Source organism: Microcoleus sp. CZ3-B2, from assembly GCF_036705055.1.
GTDB lineage: Bacteria > Cyanobacteriota > Cyanobacteriia > Cyanobacteriales > Microcoleaceae > Microcoleus.
Genome location: NZ_JAUBTN010000021.1, coordinates 44,992 through 67,903, shown reverse-complemented (window position 1 = coordinate 67,903; position 22,912 = coordinate 44,992). Strand labels below are relative to the sequence as shown.

Annotated in this window: 6 protein-coding genes; 3 read left to right on the top strand and 3 right to left on the bottom strand. The window is 45.3% G+C overall.

Features of this window, described 5'->3' with window-relative positions; translation table 11 throughout:
* Positions 1–693 precede the first annotated feature (693 nt).
* The 3 genes from QUA97_RS12245 to QUA97_RS12235 all read right to left on the bottom strand — a co-directional run bounded on the left by QUA97_RS12245 (position 694) and on the right by QUA97_RS12235 (position 14,321).
* Entirely contained in the window at positions 694–5,712 is a 5,019-nt protein-coding gene (locus tag QUA97_RS12245) for a PAS domain S-box protein (protein WP_333194722.1), read from the bottom strand.
* Between the two features lie 577 nt (positions 5,713–6,289).
* Positions 6,290–7,507 carry a hybrid sensor histidine kinase/response regulator gene (locus QUA97_RS12240; RefSeq protein WP_194065850.1) on the bottom strand — a complete coding sequence of 406 codons (1,218 nt, stop codon included), beginning with the start codon at positions 7,505–7,507 and terminating at the stop codon, positions 6,290–6,292.
* A gap of 340 nt (positions 7,508–7,847) precedes the next feature.
* Complete coding sequence (locus tag QUA97_RS12235; RefSeq protein ID WP_333194721.1) at positions 7,848–14,321, bottom strand: PAS domain S-box protein; 6,474 nt, start codon at positions 14,319–14,321, stop codon at positions 7,848–7,850.
* Positions 14,322–15,607: 1,286 nt separating this feature from the next.
* Between QUA97_RS12235 and ppsA the strand changes: the two genes are divergently transcribed.
* The 3 genes from ppsA to QUA97_RS12220 form a co-directional block, all read left to right on the top strand.
* On the top strand, positions 15,608–18,082 hold the full coding sequence (ppsA, locus tag QUA97_RS12230) for a phosphoenolpyruvate synthase (RefSeq protein WP_194065853.1): 2,475 nt from the start codon (positions 15,608–15,610) through the stop codon (positions 18,080–18,082).
* Between the two features lie 313 nt (positions 18,083–18,395).
* Positions 18,396–18,728, top strand: coding sequence for a hypothetical protein (locus QUA97_RS28295; RefSeq protein ID WP_442922510.1), 333 nt, complete (start codon positions 18,396–18,398; stop codon positions 18,726–18,728).
* A gap of 1,173 nt (positions 18,729–19,901) precedes the next feature.
* On the top strand, positions 19,902–22,912 hold a 3,011-nt coding region (locus QUA97_RS12220; protein WP_333194720.1), incomplete at its 3' end, for a DUF4347 domain-containing protein.

Sequence of the window (22,912 nt, the reverse complement as noted above, 5' to 3'; positions counted from 1 at the left end):
TATTGGTTATTGGTTATTGGTTATTGGTTACTGGCTACGAATTCCCAATCCCTCCGCTTCGCCCAATTCTCAATTCCCAATAAAAACTAACAAATAACCAATAACAACTAACAGCTAACAGCTAACAGTCATTGGTCATTAGTCATTAGTCATTAGTCATATCAAATCCTGTCTTCATCGGAATAGTAAATTCACTGTTGACTGTTGACTGTTGACTGTTGACTGTTGACTGTTAACATCATGTATGAGTGCAACCGGAATTGGTATCATATCAAATCCGGTTGCATCGGAATGATAAAATCGAGTCAGATCAAATCCGCGCTTCATAGTTCTGTATTCATCTCTCTCTTGTCTTCCTCTGTGTTCTCTGCGCCCTAGCGCCGGTTAAATCACCTGACGATGCTACCGGAAACGATATCATTAGTTATTAGTCATTAGTGCTGTCGCCCCCCGATCTTTCCCTCCAACGTCATCAGGAAGAAGGAAGAAGGAAGAGGGAAGAAGACCCTACGGCTTCGCTCAGGGTGAAAAGAGGGAATAAGGAAGAATAACATTGAATTGAATTGTATACTTTGATTGATATATCTACCCCACATGACAGGTAGATGAACACAGATTAATGCAGATGATTTCATTCCGAGGAAAGTCAATAAATGCAATTTATCGTCTACTTTTTTATTGCCAATTCCTAATTTATTTTCCCAAACTAGAACTACTACCAGTTAAATTCGATCGCACTGGAATTTCAATCACAAACTCCGATCCTTCTCCCGGTGTCGAAATACAGCTCAATCGACCGCCGTGCCGATCGACTACAATCGAGTGAGAAATCGACAGTCCCAAACCCGTACCCTTGCCCACAGGCTTAGTCGTGAAAAACGGGTCAAACAGCCTCGATCGCACCGACTCCGGTATCCCCCCGGCATTGTCGGTAATAGATACCGCTACGAAGCCTGCAGCAGCCGGATAAGTCCGAATCGCGATCGCGCCCGGATGCCGATCGCACTCCTGGATCGTCCGCCTTTTGTCCCGTTCTTCCAAAGCATCGATCGCATTAATCAAAATATTCATAAATACCTGATTCAACTCGCCCGGAAAACACTCAACTTGCGGCAGTTCCTGGTAATCTTTAATTACCTGAATCGCCGGACGGCTGCTGTGAGATTTCAACCGATTTTGCAAAATCATCAAAGTGCTATCAATTCCCTCGTGAATGTTGACCGACTTCCCCGCCGACTCGTCCAAGCGGGAAAAGTTACGCAATGATTTGACAATCTCTACAATGCGCTCGGTTCCTACCTGCATCGAAGTAAACAATTTCGGAAAATCTTCAACAATATAATCTAAATCTATCGCATCAATTTTATCCAAAACTTCCGCCGGAGGATTGGGACAGTATTGCTGGTAAACTTGAATCAATTCCAGTAAATCTAAACTGTAACCGCTAGCCGGACTGATATTGCCGTGAATGAAGCTGACGGGGTTGTTAATTTCGTGAGCAACACCAGCAACTAACTGACCCAAACTCACCATTTTTTCATTTTGAACGAGTTGAGCTTGAGTCGTTTTAAGTTTATTAATTGCTGCTTCCAACTCTAGTGCTTTTAAGCGTTCTCGCGCTTCCGATTCCTGCAAAGCTGACTCGGCTTGTTTGCGATCGGCAATTTCAATTTGTGCTTGCTCGAACAGCGTCGATTGCTGGATCGCGATCGCCAATTGCACGCTAATTTGTTTGAGACACTCCACCTCAATTTCCAGCCAGTGGCGGCGGCCCGCGCACTCGTGAGCAATCAATAATCCCCACAAGTTCTCGCCTTGCAAAATCGGCACTACCAAATTAGCTCGCACCTGAAATTGACTTAACAAATCAATGTGGCACTGGGAAAGACCGGCTTGGTAAATATCATCGATCGCTACAGTGCGATTATTTTTGTAAGCAGCAGCATAGCTGGTGGATTTGAAACAAGAATCGTTAATAGTTATTCCCCGAATCGCTCGCCAATTCTCCCCTACAGATTCGACAGTTACAAAACCGCTCCAGTCAGGATTAAAGCGACAAATAATTGTCCGGTTTGTATCCAAAAATTGCCGGACTTCAGCCACAGCCTTTGTCAAGATTTCTGCTAAGTTGAGAGAAGAACGAATGCGTTCCAGCATCCCTACCACCAAACGTTCTCGCTTTAGTTGCTGACGCAAAATAGACTCGGCAAGTTTGCGATCGCTAATATCTTCAATCACAGCAAGTCCGTAATTCGGTTCCCCAAACTCATCCCGCACTAAAGATACAGTCACGTTCGCCCAAACCAATGAACCGTCTTTGCGTACAAAGCGTTTCTCAAGTGCATAATTAAAGATTTCCCCAGCTAACAGTTTTTTTGCCATATCGACATCTGCTGCTATCTCTTCCGGGTGCGAAATATCCCAAAGATTTAGGGCTTGCAGTTCCAATGCTGAGTACCCGACAGTATTGCAAAAGCCTGGATTTACATTCAAAAAAGAACCGTCTGGCCGCACTTTAACAATGCCGACGGCCGCTTGTTCAAATACAGCTCGAAACCGTTTTTCGCTTTCTTGCAAAGCAATTTCTGATTTTTTGCGATCGGTAATATCCATTTCCGTGCCAAACAGCCGCACCACTTGACCAAACTCATTTTTAACAGCTCGTCCTTTACCGTTAACGTGCCGGATTTCTCCTGATGGAAAATAGATCCGGTGGTCAATGTCGTAAGCTGTGCCTTCAGTCACTGCCTTTTGCACAACTTGTGTAAACTTTTCTTTGTCATCGGGATGAATTTGCTCTAAAAGTTCTTTCATTGTCGGCGGCTGATTCAATTCTCGACCGTAAATTCTAAATACTTCCGCCGACCAAGTAATAATTTGTGTCTGAATATCGAATTCCCAATTCCCCATGCGGGCAATTTTTTGCGCTGCTTGCAACTGATCGGCAAGTTGTTGCAGAGATACGATCAACTCTGTTTTTTCGGCTTCAGCTTCAACGCGGGTGCTGATATCTTTGTGAGCGCCTGTCATCCGCAGCGGCCCACCCCATTCGTCATACTCGACCACCTTACCCATCGCCAGAATCCACTGCCAATTTCCAGCTTTGTTGAGCAGCCGAAATTCAACTTCATAGATATCGGTGCAACCTTCAAAACAGGATTTTAAAGATTCCTTTGCCTTCAGCCTGTCTTCGGGATGCAGCAAATTTTCCCAAGCTTGAAGGTTATTTTCAATTTCATTTTCTGCGTAACCGAGCATTGATTTCCACTGCGCGTCGAAATAAGTTTCGCCAGTGGCTACATTCCAATCCCACAGCCCCAAAGAGCTGCCGGAAACCGCCAACTGCAATCGCTCTTGACTGAGTTTTAATGCCGATTCGGTGCGTTTTATTTCTGTGAGGTCGGCAATTATTGCCATCATTCCTATTGGCTTATTGTCGCTATCTTTAATGCAGTCAGCTCGCAAGAAAACTTCTATAATTTCGCCATTTTTAGCCTTGAGTGCAATTTCACTGCTCCAGGACAAACCTTTCCACAGCACCTTAAATAACTTTCTCAATTCTTGAGATTTGTACATTGCTCCCGGGCCGCCGGCATTATTTAGTTCTTCAACTGTATAGCCGTAGCGCTGAATAAATGCTTGATTGTGATAAATTGAACAGCCGTTCAAATCGGCGATCGCGATCGCATCGCTAGCGCTGTCTACAGCTTGAGTTACCAAGCACAGAGTCAGTTCGGCGGTTTTGCCATCGGTAATGTCAAAAATCGCTCCATCCAACCACAAAACCAACCCTTCTCGATCGTAAGTCGGTCTGCCTCTTTGCGACAGCCACCGCAGGGCTCCGTCAGCCCGCACAATCCGGTATTCTACATGGTACGGCTGTTTTGACTCTACCGCTGCTCTGATTTGTTTTGCAAGCATTGGACGATCGACCTCGTGGATAATGCTAGCAAAACTCAAGCGGCTGTTGTCGGTAAAATCCGCAGCCGGATAGCCGCTAATTGCCTGAATTTCATCGCTAACAAACACCATCGTCCAATCAGCATCGTACAAACTGCGGCAGATAGCGCCGGGAATACTCTCAACGAGCGATCGAAATCTGGCTTCCGTCTCCCGCAAAGCTGCTTCGATTAGTTTTAAATCAGTAATATCCAGTATCATGCCTTCCCAAACAATATCCCCTTCCTGCCCTCTTGCTGTCGGAAAATCCACTCGTTCCGGTCTCGCAACCCCTCGCATCCACTTAACTGTTCCCGAGGGCAAAATCGCACACCATTCCTGCTGCCACGGCTGGATATTTGCCGCCGAAACAGCAATTGATTCGTAAATTTTTGCCCGGTTGTCTGGAGGAACACAATTGAAAATAAGTTCGGGATTTAGCTGAATATCTTCTGGGGCTAATTCATATAAATCGCGGCAACCAGAAGAAATGTAAGGAAAAGACATTTGGCCGTCGGTTGAAAGTCGAAATTGATAAATTATTCCCGGCAAATTTGCAGCAATTTGCTGCAATCTAGCTTCGCTTTCTTGCAGCGCTAATTGTTGGCGCTTATCCTGAGTAATATCTCGAATTATACCCACCAAAAATTTACCGCCCTCGGTATTTTCAAAAAGAGTTTTTTTAGTAGACAGAATGTGCTGGGCACCGCTGGTGTCCGTAAAAAATTCCTTTGTCTCGTTTTCTTCTCCCGTCCTAAAAACTTGTTCATCTTTATTCCAAAAAAAATCCGCTTCTTCTTTTGGGAAAAAGTCATAATCCGATTTACCTAGCAGTTCTTCGCGCGGCTTGCCCATCAGCTTGCAAAAAGCATCATTTAACAGTATCCAGCGGTGCTGTTCATCTTTGACAAAAATTGGATCGGCAACTGCATCGATCGTATAATTCAAAAATCTTTTACTAGCTTCCAGCTCCTCTAATGCTAAAACTTTATCGGTAATATCGTTAATAGTTCCTGTCGTCCCCAGCGCCTCCCCCTGGCCCAAAATCAAAAAAACCTGCACTTCCACCCACCGAATCTCGCCATTTTTAGTAAGATATCGAATTTGATAGCAACAAGACGTTCCTTGATTTTTGCTCAGGCTTCTGGACAAATTTAAATATTGAAATTGGTCGTCTGGATGAATGTAACCCAAACAGGAATTTCCTAAGCTTTCATCAACGGTAAATCCAGTAATTTCCGTCCACGCCGGATTCAGAAAAGTCCAATCGCCAGCAATATTTGTTTCAAAAACAACTTCTTTGATATTGTCAACAAGTTGCTGGTATTTTACTTGACTTTTTTGCCATTGTGCTTGCCGTTTTTCGCGGGCGATCGCGCAGCGCAGCGTCCGCACCAGCAGCCTGCTGTTTACTTGTTTTTTTACCAGATAATCTTGCGCGCCTGCTGCAATTAACTCAACTGCCATTTCTTCCTCATCGGCGGCTGTCAGAATGACGATCGGAATATTGATCCCACAACCTTGCAGCCGGAAAAAAGTATTGAATTTTTGGCTGTCAGGAAGGGTGAGATCTAATAAAATTACATCAAAAATCTTGCAGCTTAAAATTTCTATAGCATCTTGAAGGCGAACTACATTCGTCGTCTCAATCGATCCTCTCAACCGATACTCAGACAGCAATTCTTGAATGAGTTCTGCATCTTCTGCACAGTCTTCTACTAACAGAACTTTCAAAGTAGCAAGCGTTAAAGTTGACTCACAAACAGATTTCATTGCTATTTTTTAGTATTTAATAAAAATGTAGCAGCGGATGAAGCTACCTAGCTTATTTTTGGATAACTTGAACCGGACGGTTTAGAGTGCGCTGGATGCCTACTGACTCCAGATTTATGTGTAAAATTGAGTCTATCGCAGCAAATTATATCCTGTCGGGTCAATTATTATAACAAAAACCGTTCGTAGTGTGAACTTTAATCTGCAGTAGGTTATATCAAATCCGGTAACATCGGAATTATATAGTGCGGTCAAACGACAGGACACTAGATTATTGACTTCGCACCACACCTAGCGGGCTAAAATTATCATTTTTTTATTGATATTACAACTCTACTCTGTTTTAATTTACAACCTTTGACAGGGAAATAGCAAGGGTCAAGGCAAAAAAGCGCGGATTGTCGAGAAAGAGTTGCATTCGTGACTGCGAACGTAGGTCAATTACAGTGAATTTACGGAATACGCTAGGAAATTGTCTCGGTTGAATCACTGATAAGTAACGCCGGTTTGTAGTGAGGACTTTAGTCCTCACTACGAACCCGATCGAAAACCTAATTGTGAGCTTAACTCTGGTTATCTAATTGGTCGGTTGAGTTGGCTGCTGTTTGGGCAGCACAACTGTAAATACGCTGCCTTTACCGAGATTAGTGCTAATAGCAATCTCGCCATTAAACGGTTTTAAAAGTTCAAGGCAAGTATAAAGTCCGAGACCAGTTCCTGTCGGTTCTCCTTCGGTTTTTTCTTCGCCTTTAGGTGGCTTTGATGTGTAAAAAGGGTCAAATAGTTTTGATAAATCTTCAGGTGTTATACCGCATCCGTTATCTGAAATATCCATGTATATGTTGGAGTCATCTTGCCGGGTCACTATAGTCAGTTCCCGGATTTTCTTGGCCCACATAGCATCCATTGCATTATTGATTAAGTTATAAAAAACTTGAGATATATAGGAATAAATTAAGGGAATGGTGACAATTTCGTCGTCATAAAAATATTTTTTTCTAATCTTATTTTTAAAATACATATTTCCTTCCAATAACTGAATTTCTCGTTGTACTAAATCGTTGATATTCACAGGCTGCAAATCTTGCTTTTGCTCTTCTCTGCTTTTCATCATCAGAGTATCCATGATCTGATTAATTTTTGTGACAGCTTGAAAAATATATTTTGTGTAACTAAAAAAAGAGTCTTCTTGCATTTCTGTGGCTTTTGTTTCAATCAATTCGACGCTAGTCTGGATTACTTGCAGCGGACTTCTGAAGTTGTGCACCATGCCCTGAGTCAAACGTCCGATGATTGCTGTTTTTTCCTGGTCGATCAATTGCTTGGTTTTTTGTTCGACAAGTCTTTCTAGGTTTTGGTTGAGGTGGGCGAGTTCGAGGTTTTTTTCTTCGAGTTTTTTTTGCAAGCTGCGGATTGTCAGGTGAGTTTCAATGCGGCTCAATACTTCTTCGTGCTGGAAGGGCTTGGTGATGTAGTCAACGGCTCCTGTCTGAAAGCCTCTTACTTTATCGAGGGTGTCGGAAAGGGCGCTCATGAAGATGATGGGAATGTCTCGGGTTAACTGGTCTGCTTTCAAACGCAGGCAAGTTTCAAAACCGTCAATTCCTGGCATCATGATGTCCAAAAGAATTAAGTCGGGATGAATGTATTCGATTTGCTCGATCGCGCTTTCGCCGTCTAGAGCCACTAATACTTTATAGCCGTAATTCCTTAACAGCTCGAAAAGTACGTCGAGATTGGTTTGGTTGTCATCTACAATTAGTATGATGCTTCTTGTGGAATTCTGATCTTTCATATTCAACGGAAATCTTCAAATTTTTGATTTGTGGGTTGTCAATTGTGACTTACAATCGGATTCAACTAATGTTCTGCGGCTTTAGAAACCCCGTTGCTTCGTAGATGATTCTATTTGCAACCACCGTTTTAGGGCGAGAATGTTCAGTTAACAGTGTTTATTTTCTGCTGATCCCCTAAATCCCCCGGATAGTCGGGGGACTTTGATCGCTTAGGGTTCCCCCATTCTTCAAGGGGGCTAGGGGCGATCGGGTTTAATCCAAGCGTATTGCGTTATTGACAATGACGATCGGGGCGCGAGATTTAACTAATTTTAAATTTTCTCTTAACTACCCTCAATGTTAGGACAAATGTTGCTTCAAAAAGTCTCGAATTTGCTTGAGCTGAAATCCTTTAGTAAGTTGCCGCAGGTGATGAACGAAAGGCGCTAATGTCGGATCTGAATGTTCGAGTTTAGCAATTTCCTCCAGAATAGCTTCAATATCGCCCATTGCAGCCAATCTTAACAAGACTAAGATTGACTCTGAGCTAGGAGACACTATTGTTGAGTCAGCAGCAATCTCAGATGATATTTTGGGAGTTTGAGCTTTCCGTTTTTTGGTTCCTGTTCCGTCTTCGTAAATCCATTCTAGTCTCAAATGCAGGCGCAATAATTCTAAAAGCTCGTTAGTTTGAATCGGCTTGGTGAGAAAATCATTGCAACCTGCAAGTATACTCTCTTGCCTCGTAATCTCGTAGACGCTAGCAGATAAAGCAAGGATAACCGCATCTTTTAATTCCGGCAACTGTCGCAGCAGCTTGGTAGCTTCCCAACCGTCCATTACCGGCATCAACAAGTCCATTAAAATTATATCCGGTAGAAATTCCTGTGCTTTTTGCAAGCAGTCTTCGCCGTCTACGGCTTGGGCGATTTCAAAACCCAAACGAGAAAGCATCCTGTTTAGGATGGCGCGATTTACTTCGTTATCGTCCACGATCAGTATTTTCCGCTGGCGGCCGCTAAAACCGATAAGCCGGCGTTTTTCTTGCGGGGCGGGGAGTTGAGAAGACTCGGCGACTGCGGGCAAGTCTAGATCCAACCAAAATATGCTGCCTTTGTCCGAGGTACTTTGAACGTGAATTTTGCTGCCCATCATATTGACTAATTTTTGACTGATGGAAAGCCCCAGTCCGGTACCTTCGACGAAATTGCTACGATCGCCCACTTGATGAAAAGGCAAAAATATTTCTTCTAATTTATCCTGCCCGATGCCCATGCCAGTATCTTCGACTTGAAAGCGAATTTTAGCAACTCGTAATTGCTTTTTATTTGCTGCTGAAATTATAGCTTCACACGCTTCTTGTGTTGCCATCGGTGCGTCTAAATTCGCGATTGAATTGATTCTTTTAGGCGCTACTTTCGGTGTGAAGTTCAATTCTGCGCTGTTAATTTGAGGAGGTTGTTCTACCGGATTTTCTGCATAACCGACTTTGAATGTTACGCCACCGCTCAGGGTAAACTTAACTGCATTGCTGAGCAAATTAATCAAAACTTGGCGCAACCTTTTTTCGTCAGCAAAAATTGTGTTTGGCAGCGCCGATACTTGCTCATAATTAAAGGTTATTCCTTTTTGTTGCGACCGCATCTGGAACAAATCAACAATACTTTTAACAAAACTGGGAAAATGCACGTCTATCGGTGACAGTTCCATTTTACTAGCTTCGATTTTTGAGATGTCTAAAACGTCATTAATCAGCGTTAGCAGATGGTTGCCGCACTGGTGGATGCTATTGAGACTTTCCTGCTGATCTGCCGTTAAATTGCGATCGGTTTTTAGCAGTTGAATGTATCCTAAAATTCCGTTCAAAGGTGTCCGCAATTCGTGGCTCATGTTGGCGAGAAAGTCGCTTTTAGCACGATTGGCGGATTCGGCGGATTCAGCGGCTAATTGCAGAGCGGCTTCTGCTTGTTTGCGATCGGCAATTTCGGTTTGTGCTTGTTCAAATAGGGTCGATTGCTGGATCGCGATCGCCAACTGCACCCCCAATTGTTTCAGGCACTCTGCCTCCATTTTTTGCCAGGGACGCGCGCCCGTGCAGTGGTGGGCAATTAACAGCCCCCACAAGTTTTGGCCTTGCAAAATCGGCACTACCAGACTCGCTCTCACCTGCAACCCAGCCAACAAAGTCAAGTAACAGTCGGCGATGCCGGCATTGTAAACATCATCTGTGGCTCTAATTCTACCGTCTTGGTAAAGAGAAGCGTAGGTTTCTCCAAAACAAGGGTCGTAAATTTCTGTTCCTAGAATTTGTAGGGAATTGTCAGCTACCGACTCGACAGCGATAAACCCGCTCCAATCCGACTTAAATTGGTAAATAACAGTGCGGTCTACTTGCAAAAAATGTCGCACTTCTTCGACAGCGTTGGTGAGAATTTCTTCGAGATTGAGAGAAGAACGAATGCGTTCCATCATGGCTGTTGCCAACTGTTCGCGCTTTAATTGCTGGTGCAAAATTGCTTCGGCTTCTTTGCGTTGGGTGATGTCGGTAATGACTGCAATTAAGCCGATAGAATGGCAATTTTTATCTTTAATAGTGTCGGCTCGCACCAGGGCGGTAACAGCTTCACCGCTCTTAGTTTGCAGCGCAATTTCGCCGCACCAAGAGCGACCTTGGCGAATGTTTTTATAGATTTGTTTGTAAGTTTTAGGCCGGAGATAAAGGGCTGCGCGATCGCCGAGTTCGTTGAGTTCTTCTACTCTGTAGCCGTAACGCTGAATGAAGGCTTTATTGTGGTAAAGAGACCGCCCTTTTAAGTCGGCGATGGCGATCGCGTCGCTGGTACTTTCGACGGCTTGAGTGACTTGCAGCAAAGCTAATTCTACTTGTTTGCGATCGCTGATATCCGTCATCGAACCCACCATCCGCAGGGGGTTTCCGGCTTCGTCCCACACTGCTTGAGCGCGGGCTAGCACCCACTTGTAGCTGCCGTCTTTGCACTGCAAGCGGTATTCGGCGGCGTAATTGAGGGTTTGGCGATCGAGATAATCTTGGAGCGCTGCTTGCACTCGCTCGCGATCGTCTGGATGGATGCGATCGATCCATTCGCTGTTGCAACTGTCGATTTCGCCGTCTGCATAACCGATAATTTCTTGCCAGCGGGCAGATCGAAAAGCTTCATCTGTTTGAAGATTCAGATCCCAAATTCCGTCTTGATTGCCTTTAAGAACTAACTGCCACCTTTCTTCACTTTTACGCAATTTTTCTTCAGCTTGTTTGCGCTGAATGTGAGAAGCTAATTGAGTCGCTACCGCCTTGACTAACTCTACTACGCGCGGCTCCATAATCGAGCGAGAACGCTTGCAAAATAGTAAAACTGCCAGCACCTGAGATTTAGTGCGAATCGGCACTCCGAAACAAGCTTTCAATCCGATTGCTGCCGCCATTTGCGATCGGGCAAACAACGAATTATTGACGGCAGAAATATCTTCCATCCATTCTACATTTTGGGTTGACCAAATCCGTCCCGGCACTCCCACTCCGGGGGCGAATCTAATTTTCTTACTTTCGCGACCGAATTTATCTAAATCGCGATCGCTAGCATACCAAGTTTTGCTGTGTTCCAAAACACTAGCATTAGCCGCAGGTATCCAAGCTTCCGCAAAATCCCAGCCAATCGCATTGCACAACAACCGCAAAATATCCGGGAGGGCGCTGTGAAAATCTGCCGACTGACTAATTGCTTGAGTTGCCGCCAGCAACAGCTTAATTTCATCTTCTGCTTGCTTGCTTTCAGTAATATCAGTTCCCGTACCGAGAATTTGTTTTAACTTACCCTCTGCTGTTTTAGCAAAAACAGTATCTCGGCTGAGAATCCAGCGCCAAGAACCATCCTTATGCCTGAGGCGGTATTCAATTTCAAATATATCCCCTTCAATGCCAGTTTCGACTTGCTGTAAATAATCAGGCATTTTGATAGCATCTTCCGGGTGGATGAAACTTGACAGCATCCACGGCCCGAGCGCCAAAATCTCCTCTACCGTATAGCCGAGAACGTGATAAATAGAAGCATTCGCATAGATATTTTTTTGTTCTATTAAGTCACAAACATACAAAATATTAGGACTTGCCTCAGCAATTCTAGCGCCGAAGCGCTTGCTATCTTGCAACTCTGCTTCAGCTTTCTTTTTCGCAGCAATGTCGCGAACAATGCAAATTAATTCGCCGTCTGGCAAGGCTGTCAGCGAGATTTCTTGAGGGAATTTAGAGCCGTCGCGGCGGCAGCCTACAGCTTCCGTACTGCAATAACCTTGCCGCACTACAGTCGGCATAATTTCCTCCTCAAACCTTGCAAGTTCTGCACCTTCATAAAATATTTTCCAACTTTTGCCCAACATTTCTTCGACGGAATTGTAACCGTAGATTTTGAGTTTAGCTGCGTTGGCATAAATCACCTCTCCGCTGGCCTTAACAATGCCTATACCTTCGGAAGCGGCTGCCATTGCTGCGGCTTGTCGCTGGAGTTTTGACTCGAAACGTTTGCGGCTGGTGATGTCGCGGACAATCGCGATAATTTCGTCATCCGTGCAGAAGACAATTCTCGCTTCAAAATGGCACAGTGCATCCTGAATTGGCAGTTGATATTCTAGAACTTGAACCTCCCCTGTATCGAGGGCTTGTTGATTAGCGGACAAGATTTCTTCAGCAAAAGCAGACGGCAATATGTCTTGTGCTTTTTGGCCAATAAATATGTTTGCCGGTACTAGAGTCAGGAGGTCTTTTGCGGGTTTAAAGTCTACCAAAGTACCGTCAGCGCGACAGCGAAAAATCATGTCAGGTATCGCGTTTAAAAGAGCGCGGTTGGTGGCTTCGCTCTTTCGCAATTCAGCTTCTGCTTGTTTGCTCAGTGTTACGTCGCGGGCCGCTGCATAAATCAAACCTTCTTCAGCAAAGGGCGATGCCGTCCACGACAGCCATTTATAACTACCATCACGGCAAATATAGCGGTTTTCTAAGTTAATAACGGGGTTGCCGTTTTTTAGTGTTTCTACTGCATCTGTAGTTATTGCTAGGTCTTCGGGATGCAAGAATTCTAGAAAAGGTTTGGCTATAAGTTCGGCTATGCTGTAACCTAATAGATTTGACCAAGCGGAGTTTAAGCGTTTGAAATAGCCATCAAAACCTGCAATGCAAAGTAAATCTAGGGAAATATTAAAGAAGCGATCGCGCTCTTGCTGGGTTTGTTTTAATTCAGTGATATCCATCACCAAACCATCCCAAATTATATCGCCGTTGGCTTGTTTTTCCGGTTTGGCAGCGCCTTGCAGCCATTTCACTCGTTCTCCCACAACTTGCCGCCACTGGTGTTGCCAAGCTTGCTGGGTTGTCGCTGAATTTGCGATCGATCGCTGCAAGTCTGAGATGTCGTCAGGATAAACTGTTGCAAAAGGCAAATGGGCATTTTTTTCGATTTCTTCCGGTCTTAAATTGTAGAGCTGGATACTACCAGAAGAAACATAGGGAAAAAATGTTTTCCCATCAACAGATAGCCGAAATTGATAAATCATTCCCGGCACGTTGGCAGCCATTTTTTGAAATCGAGCTTCGCTTTCCTGCAGCGCTATTTGCTGGCGTTTGTACTCGGTCACATCTCGCATTGTTCCGACCAACATTTTAGTACCGTTGGTTTTATTGAAAACCGTCTTTTTTGTAGATATAATCCGCTTTTTTCCTGCGGAATCAGTAAAGGTTTCTTCTGTTTCTTGAGGCAGGCTTCTTTGAAAAACTTCTCGGTCTTGCTGTTCAAAAAAATTTGCTTGTGCTGCGGGTAAAAACTCGTATCCAGATTTCCCAATCAGTTCCGATCGCCCTTTCCCCATCAACTCGCAAAAAGCGTCGTTTAATACAACCCACCTGTGCTGCTCGTCTTTGACAAAAATTGGATCGGGAGTAGCATCGATCGTGTGATTCAAAAACTCTTTTGATGCTTTTAATTCATCTTCGTAGCGGTAGCGATCGCTCACGTCCAAAATTATTTTAATCATCCGGTCGATCGAGCCGTCTCTGCCGCGAATACAGCGTAGCGAAACTCTCGTATAAATAGTTTTTCCGTCTTTTTTGCGCCACCTTTTATCTAAAACATAGCCTTCACTTTTCCCTGTCAGAATTTTATTTAACTGCTCTAAACTGGCAGGCAAATCTTCATAAAAACTCCAATTTTCCCAATTTCCCTGCAGAAGTTCTTGGCGGTTGTATCCCAGCAAATCGCACAAAGCATCGTTAACTTCCAACCACTCGCATTTGCCGACTAAATCGGGGGAAATTGGAGGAGCAATAATTGCAATTCCGACGAGGGAATTTTCGACTACCGAGCGATATTTTTCTTCGCTTTTTTGCAAAGCTTCTTGGTTGTGCTGCCGCTCGACTGCGTAGCGGAGCGATCGCATTAATAATTCGCTGTCAATTTTTCGCTTGACTAAATAATCCTGAGCTCCTGCTTGGATTGACTTCACGGCTAGTTCTTCATCGTTGCGGGCAGTCAATACGACGATCGGAGTATTGAGGCTGTATTCTTGTATCTTGACAATTGTACTCAAGTCTTGGCTGTCTGGCAGGGAAAGGTCTAGTAAAATCACATCAAAATGTTCGTCCCTCAAAAGTTGCTGCGCTGTGCTGAGACGGTCTGTACAGCTTACAGAAAGCCTTTGCGCTTCTGGTCTCCTGACGTTTCTTTCTAATAATAATTCTTCGATCAGCTCGGCTTCGGCTTGATTATCTTCGACCAAGAGAACTTTAAAGCCGTTTTTCTTTCCGGTTGAGTTCAAAACTGATATCATATACCTTGTTTTTTGTCCTAAGGCAGTCGAGCTAACTATTATAGCATATAAATAATTTAATACCCCAAAATACCGCTACTCAAAGTTAAAAAACTGCCGGTTTAACAACTACAGCCTTTGGAAGGTAATATGAGTTACAGCTCGTAGGGAAAAAGGTAATTGAGCATGGAAACAAAAGCTCGCAGTTGACAATTTTTATTACCAGTAACCCATTACAAAGGTTATATAGCCTTTCTCTAAAAGGTGAAGTACCAGTTTTGCTATGAAAAGCTTGACACTGTAAGGGTTGCAGCATACCTCGGCACACCTCATAGGAGAGCTTGAAAGGCTATAAAATAGAATTGAGTTGCATAAATATTCGATCGCTCTGTTAACCGCAGATTTCCCAAGGTGCGACACAGATCGAGGCAGATCATTCAATAATTTAAAGCCCTTGAGGGCAACTCAATTCTAATACTCTAGAACGAGTGTTTGCGCTCCGATTAGGTTAAGCCAATCAGGAATCAAACTTTTGCGTTGCGGTTTTGAGAAGTTCGGTTTTTTCAATAAACAAAGCTGCTTGGTGTTGTGTTTTTTGGGCGATCGCCCCCAGCAACCAATTCTTTTTTGCCCGTAGATTCGGCTACCAAAACAATCCCAGCCCTGTCCCCGCACAGCGCGGTCAGTGCAAAAAAACCGTGGCAACTATCTTAGATATTCATCTGTCCGCCAGTTTTTTTTATAATAGCTTACATAAAATCCCCAGAGCCATTTCTTAACTTTTTGCAATGATTTTTTTTTCTACCAGTCTTGCTATTTATAAAAAAAGTGATACTATTGAAATATAGGCAATCAAAAACTCTGCTGGATACAGCCTAGGAAAAAACTCGATAAACTTCGCGAAAAAATACCTTAAAAAGTTGACAGTTTTTTGTTGACCGTCTTTTGCCCCGGCCCAAAAGCGATACACAAGTTGAAGGTAGAACTCGCGATCGAGCCAAAAGTTGAGACGAGAGTTTAAGCTTGTGGATTCAAATGATGTTAACGGTTAACAGTCAACAGTCAACAGTGAATTTACTATTTCGATGAAGAGAGGATTTGATATAAACCCCAGATGAAAGGCGAATCGACACAGATCCAGGCTATTTCAGATTATTGGTGAATGAATGGAAGAGGTACAATCTCAAATCTCATATAGCGGTTCTTAAAACAGTGAGGTATGCCCTAGGCCGGATAGTACCTCCTATGAGAGCTTGAAAGGCTATATCAACTGACAGAACAGAAATGAAGTTGAGAGGAAAAAACTCATGCTAGAAAAATTAGCAAGTCAACAACAACTTTTAATTCCCAAAGAAAAAGCCTTAGTATTGTGGTTTGATGAAGTCGGGATCGCCGACATCCCATTAGTAGGCGGTAAAAATGCTTCTTTGGGCGAAATGATCCAACAGCTAAAACCCAAAGGAGTCAGCGTCCCCAACGGATTTGCAACTACAGCATACGCTTACCGCTACTTCATCTCTGCGGGGGGTTTAGAAGCAAAATTGCGCGAAATATTTGCTGATTTAGACGTAGAAAACCTGCACAACCTACAACAAAAAGGCAAGGAAGCGCGCGGATTGATTCTGAGTACACCATTTCCAGAAGAACTGCAAGCGGCGATCGCCGATGCTTACGAAAAATTGTGCGATCGCTACGGCGAGGGCACCGACGTAGCAGTACGTTCCTCCGCCACCGCCGAAGACTTACCAGACGCGAGTTTCGCCGGACAGCAAGAAACCTACCTCAACGTTCACGGCTGCACCGGCGTGCTCGAATGCTGTCACAAATGCTTCGCCTCCACCTTCACCGACAGAGCAATTTCCTACCGCCAACTCCGAGGTTTCGACCACTTAGAAGTCGCTTTATCCGTCGGCGTGCAAAAAATGGTGCGATCGGACTTAGCATCCTCCGGCGTCATGTTCAGCATCGACACCGAAACCGGCTTCAAAAATGCCGTATTAATTACCGCCGCCTACGGATTAGGAGAAAATATCGTTCAAGGAGCCGTAAACCCCGACGAATACCTAGTTTTTAAACCCACATTAAAACAAGGTTTCCGCCCAATTCTCGACAAACTGCTCGGTACAAAAGACATCAAAATGGTGTACGATCTTGGCGGTTCTAAATACACCAAAAACGTCTCAGTATCGCCAAAAGAACGCGGCAAATACGCCATTAACGATGACGAAATTCTGCAACTAGCACGTTGGGCAATACAGATCGAAGAACACTATTCCCAAGTGCGGGGAACCTACACGCCGATGGATATCGAGTGGGCAAAAGACGGCAATACTGGCGAACTCTTTGTCGTCCAAGCGCGACCGGAAACAGTACAATCACAAAAATCCGCTACAGTTTTGCGGAACTACAAATTGCACGGTTCCAGCACAGTTTTGGCAACGGGACGCGCCGTGGGCGAAGCGATCGGACAAGGCAAAGCCCATATCATTTTAGACTCTCACAAAATCGCCGAATTTGAAGCTGGAGAAGTTCTTGTCACCAACAAAACTGACCCGGATTGGGAACCGATCATGAAAAAAGCCAGCGCCATTGTCACCAATTCCGGCGGCCGCACTTGCCACGCTGCCATCATTGCCCGAGAAATGGGAATTCCCGCAATTGTCGGCACCGGCGATGCTACGACAGTCTTGCAAAACAATCAAGAAATTACTGTTTGTTGTGCCGAAGGAGACGAAGGCAAAGTTTATTCGGGTTTACTGGAGTTTGAAATACAAGAAAGTGCAATCGACAATTTGCCCCGCACCCGCACTCAAATTTTAATGAATGTCGGCAACCCAGAAGAAGCTTTTAGTTTGTCAGCAATTCCTTGCAACGGAGTAGGCTTAGCGCGGCTGGAATTCATCATCGCCAACCACATCAAAACGCACCCCCTGGCACTGATTCACTTTGACGAATTGACCGACGAATCCGTCAAGCGTCGAATTGGCAAACTCACAGCACTTTACGAACACAAACCAGATTTTTTTACCGACAAATTAGCCTGCGGAATTGCCACCATCGCCGCCGCATTTTATCCCAATCCTGTCATCGTGCGGATGAGCGATTTCAAGAGCAACGAATATGCTAATCTTTTGGGAGGGCGGCAGTTTGAACCCAAAGAAGAAAACCCGATGATTGGGTGGCGCGGCGCTTCTCGCTATTACGACCCGAATTACCGCGAAGCTTACGCTTTAGAATGCAAAGCATTGAAGCGAGTTCGCGACTCCATGGGCTTGACAAATGTGATTCCGATGATTCCGTTTTGTCGCACGCCGGAGGAAGGCCGAAAAGTCTTAGCTGAGATGGCAAAACACGGTTTAGTCAAGGGTGAAAACGGCTTGCAAGTTTATGTGATGTGCGAATTGCCCAGCAATGTCATATTTGCTGATGAATTTGCCCAGGTTTTTGATGGATTCTCGATCGGCTCTAACGATCTAACTCAGCTAACATTAGGATTAGACCGAGATTCTGCTTTAGTCGCCCACATTTTTGACGAACGTAATGAAGCTGTGAAGCGGATGATAGAAATTGCCATTAAAGCGGCGAAAAAGTACGATCGCAAGATTGGGATTTGCGGTCAAGCACCAAGCGATTATCCTGAGTTTGCTCGATTCTTGGTGGAGTTGGGAATTGATTCGATTAGTTTGAATCCCGATTCGGTTTTAAAGACTTTGTTGGATGTTGCGAAGGTGGAGGCTTCTAGTACATTGATGGATTTAGCGGCGGATGTTGCTAAGGTTTAACCGTTTTGGTTTTTGAGAGGAACCGGATTTTTTCCAACCGTTCGATCGTTCGGATTTTAGTCCTCTGATTTAAAGAGGATTAAAGTCCGAACGATCGAACCTATTACGGGCTTGTCTGTTTTTGAACTAAACCCGGTTTCTCCTGTCTAGTTTTGTAAAATAACCGCTCTCCCGCGAGTAGCAGCCAGCAAACGGCTAACGCACCGGCAAAGTTTCAAACTTTTCCGGGAACTTTTATGATTTAAAACCGTCTCTCGGCGGATAATTTTCTGTTGTCGATCGCCTAAATTAAAGAAAATATTCCCCACACAAGTTGACTAAATGTACTAACTGCTATCTTGATTATTTTCATAGGTTTAGCTCCGTCGCTGCTGTCTTTGTGGGTGATGCGATCGGCCAGAGCCAAGCCCAAGATAAAATTGCAGCGGTCGGGCTAGCGGTAGCAAACATACCTGTGCGAAATCAACTAGCAACGGTCGATCGCACTTACGTAGAAGACCTCGGTTATGCGATCGGCGAGATCGCGAGTACAACGCCCGCTCTCATTACATCCGTTGTGCAGTCAATCTTTCAGGGCCCTGTCTTGATTGTCGCTACTACCGAGCCAGAACTCTTGACGTTCGCGGTGAAAAGATATAGCTTGTAATGGGGCTACTATCTACGTAAATTTGCTGATGCAGTAATTGATAAGTTAGTATGTACTTAAGTGTAAGGATTGTTGTTGGATCTTTTTCAGCACAAGCCGTGCCACAACTCAGCAATTAAAAATTAATCGAGCAGTATTGCTTGGTTACAGTTGCTATAAGTGGCAGACTGCGATCCGGTGCTTTTCTAGTTGAGGACTTGCACGCAAAAACCAGGTTTAGAGAATAAATCTGAATTTGGTGGCGAAAAATCTAGGAATCAAGTTAGTTCCGACTCTCCTAGACGCCCTCCTGCAGTTGAAAAAATGAGCGAATAAAAATCGCCAGTAGCTGACAAACACATCTGCAACTCGATTTCTGCAAAACATCATGAAAAATTGTGTACAAACAATTGTCCCGACCATTAACCTCAAACATAAACTCGCTAGAAGACTATAAGTTGACAGTTGGAGTGAGAAGTTTCTTGCTAGCTGTACCAATCTGTTTTTGTGCAAATAAACGCAGTCTCAAACCATAATTGTTGTCTCCAGACTGCAACTCATAAATTTTTAAGACACCTCGTCGCTACAGGGTATGTATGTTTCAGTTTAATCACAGGTTTTGGATGCTGCCGGCCTAATGATGTCCCGGCCGCTTTCTAGCAATCCCATCCTTAATTAATCTCTTTGGGCGATTGCGAAGGGGGCTAGCGCACCAAAACCCAAGAAACCGGGTTTTTTACCGGGAGTGAGGGCTGCAAGGAACTCTTTTTGTCTGTGAAGCCCGGTTTCTTAGTTCAGAAATAGTGAAATTTCTCTACCCGTAAACTGCATTGGACGATCGACAGAAACCTCATAAAATAAATTTTTGAGAATTCTTGTTATTGTCCGTTGCCGGATGTAAAAAAAATGCGGGTATAAAAATACACTCGATCGCAAAAATCGAATGCGAAATATCTCCTAATAGATAGATTGGTGGAATTTAAGTTCCCAATCTTCAGCGCTTGCGCCGACTATATTTGCAATGCTATCAAAGAGCGAGATAGCACAGCTTTGTGCTGAGTAAAATAAGCCTCTTGCTCTCGATCACATTCAAGCTGCATAGCTGATAACTCTGCAATCCAAGCTTTTTTTTCCGATGTCGCTATCATCTTGAAACGGGCATCTTACGGCAATTATTACTCAGGGAATTCTACCATGCAAAGCATCTGCAACAAACCAATTTTCACAACCCAAAAAGTAAGCAATACCACCGCAAGCATTACTAACAAAACATCCCGAATAATAGCAACTCATCCCGCTCAAAAAATACAAGAAGTAAATGGAGACTGGTGTTTATATTCCTCAAAAAACGATGAGAGTGCGGGAATTGGGAACTCCCAAACAGAATTTTTGCCAGTAACAGAATCGCCGATCGCCCGGAGTGTAAAAAATGTGCTGTTCCTCGATGCCAGAGTAGAGCAATACGACAGCTTGGCAAGCGGAGCAACAGCAGGTACAGAAGTATTTATACTCGACTCGCAGCGGGATGGAGTCGAGCAAATTACTACAATTTTGGCTAGTTGTAGCAATTTAGACAGCCTGCAAATAATTTCTCACGGTCGAGAAGCAGCAGTGCAACTAGGGTCGATCGCCCTGAGCAGCGACAACATAGAAACCTACAGCCATTTGTTGCAGCAGTGGGGAAAAAGCCTCAGCGAGAGAGGAGCTATCTTGTTGTGCGGGTGCAGCGTCGCAGCCGGAGAAAGCGGCCGGGCCTTCGTGCGGCGGCTGAAGGCAATTAGTGGTGCAGATATTGCAGCCTCCGACAACTTGACGGGGAGCGCGGCACTAGGCGGCGACTGGAAATTAGAATTTGCGACAGGGGAAATCGAGGCGAGTATCGCCATTGAAAAAGCAGCGCTCGAAGCATACAGCTACACCCTAGGCACATTAGTTAACGAAACTTTCAAGAACGCCACAGTTAGGGGGCCTTGGATTTACGGGGGAACAGGCGGTGCGCTGTTCAATCCGGCTGGGGGGCCAGCATCTTCTCAAGATATCCCCGGCATTACCGGAGGGACTGTATCCGGCATACTTCCGGCTGTCGGAGGCAGTGTTCCAGGCGATGGTGCCCTGCGATTAACTCCAGCAGTAAACAACCGGGAAGCCTTCGTCATCTACAACAACCCCATTCCTTCAACCGACGGTATCAGAGTTAAGTTTGATTTTTATTCCTACGGTTCAAGCCAGCAATTTGCGTCTCCGCAAGGCTTTATTAGCCCTCAGCCAGGAGACGGGCTGGGTTTCTTCTTGATTGATGGCACTGTTAGCCCAACCAGGACTGGGGGTTTTGGCGGTTCTCTGGCTTATGCTCCACGAACGGGTACAGCCGGTATTGACGGAGGTTATTTAGGCATTGGGCTTGACGAGTTTGGCAATTTTTCAACATCCACAGAAGGGCGCTCTGGCCCGGAGCCTCCTTCGATTCCCGGCTCCTCTATTGGTTCTTTCAGACCTGATTCAGTAACTATTAGAGGAAATCAAGCAAATAGTTATTCGTTTTTAACAAATGCGATCGTTCCCTTCGGCATCGATAACATTCCTACGAGCATTGACTTTAGTGGCCCTGTTGCCGGCAGCAGTTTTAATTTCAGCAATACCTTCACGAGCGATCGGGATCAAGCCAGAAGAGCCGTTCAAGTTACCCTAAATCCATCTAACGACAAGGTGGATCCCAATCGCCTCACCGTTGCCTTCGATAGGGATTTTGACGGCACCTACGAAACTACAGTGATCGACATCCCCAACTTGTCAACCGAAAACGGCCCAGTACCGCCAATTTTCAAATTTGGTTTTGGCAGTTCCACAGGAGGTGCCAACAACATTCACGAACTTCAAAACCTGGTAGTCGAGACGGTAAATCCTCCGACTATCTCGGCTGACGTGAGCACGATCAAGACCGGCCCTGCGTTCATCAAGCCAGGGGGCAGCATTACCTACACGATTACAACGGTCAACAAAGGGCCAGCGCCCGCTAGAAACGTCAAGATTCAAGACGAAATACCTTTTGAACTGCTCATTCCCCCCGGAAACCCGCCAATTCTCAATGTCTCGGATAATGGCACTTACCAGAACCAAACGAAGTCTGTCACCTGGCCTGTAGTTCCCGTTCTCAATCCCGGCGAGACTCTCACTTACAGCGTGACAGTTAATGTGCGGTCTGATTTACCTGTCGGCACTACTTTTTCTAACATTGCATTCAGCAATAGCTCGACTTTCGACCCTGACCTCAGCAACAACAGCGCTATATCCCCGCCGGGGCAAGTCGATGGGCCTGGTGTAGTCTTTACCACAATTGTCAATACAGTCGCGGATGTAGTCACTACCAAGAGCGGCAATCTGACTGCTGCTGCCGGGTCAACCGTCACCTACACGCTGAACACGACTAATAGGGGGCCCGACCCAGCGATCGACGTGACCATCACTGACAGTATTATTCCGGGTTTAACAGGAGTTAGCTTTTCCAACGGCGGGAGCTATGACGCACAAACCGGCATTGTCTCCTTTCCACCGGTGGCGACGCTGGCAAACGGGGCGACTGAGCCCCGCACCGTCAGTTTCGTTGCGCCAGCCACGCTTAACACCATCAGCAACACGGCTCGGAGCCGATCGGCGACTCCCGACCCGAACAACCGTAACAACAACGGCTCCACCACCAACAAAGAGGGAACTCCGACCAACTCTAGTGTTACGACAACTATTACGCCCAACGCCGATCTGGCAACCACCAAAACCGGCTCTACCACTGCTATCCCCGGCAGCTCGGTCAGCTACAGCATCGCCACACTCAACAACGGCCCCAGTCCGGCACAAGCTGTAACCATCACTGACAGCATCGTTCCCGGATTAACGGGAGTCACGGCATCTAACGAGGGCACTTACGATGCAGTGACAGGAATTGTTACCTTCCCACCCGTGGCGATCGCCAACGGTGAAACAGTCAACCGGACGATCGGCTTCACAGTACCCCTGACAGCAACTTCCTTCAGCAACACCGCCAGAAGTAGCTCGATCACTCCCGACTTGACTCCTGGCAACAACAACGGTACCGACCCCAGCGCCACCGTGTCCACCAGCGTCAGTCCTGGTGCCGATATTGTCACCCAAAAGACTGCTCCGGCAACCATCAAGGCGGGCGATACGCTGATTTATACAATTACTACTAG